Origin of the sequence: Paraburkholderia sp. SIMBA_027 (assembly GCF_046535315.1) — a bacterium.
GTDB lineage: Bacteria > Pseudomonadota > Gammaproteobacteria > Burkholderiales > Burkholderiaceae > Paraburkholderia > Paraburkholderia tropica.
In genome coordinates this window covers 1-272 of the sequence record NZ_JAWRWY010000586.1, presented here as the reverse complement: position 1 = coordinate 272, position 272 = coordinate 1, and the positions used below count along the sequence as shown (strand labels likewise).

General features: G+C 57.7%; 1 protein-coding gene. It reads right to left on the bottom strand.

Annotated elements, in window-relative coordinates:
- On the bottom strand, nt 1–259 hold a 259-nt coding region (locus tag SB764_RS40355), incomplete at its 3' end, for a histidine kinase dimerization/phospho-acceptor domain-containing protein (RefSeq protein ID WP_410866804.1).
- Nucleotides 260–272 lie beyond the last annotated feature (13 nt).

Sequence of the window (272 nt, the reverse complement as noted above, 5' to 3'; positions counted from 1 at the left end):
ATTTCTTGTCGTGAAGCTCGAAATCATGGCCGATCTTTTCCAGAAGCGCCGGAAGTTCGAGCGTGCCGACATCCTCCTCGACATCTGTACGGGCAAAGGTGAGATAGGCCTCCAGCATCGACTGCATGTCCTCGACATCCTTGTCGAGGCCCTCGAGGTCGGGATTGTCGCCTGCCAAAGCCAGTTGCAGCTTGAAACGGGTGAGGATGGTGCGCAGGTCATGGCTGACGCCGTTCAGCAACGCCGTTCGCTGTTCCATCTGCCGCTCGATG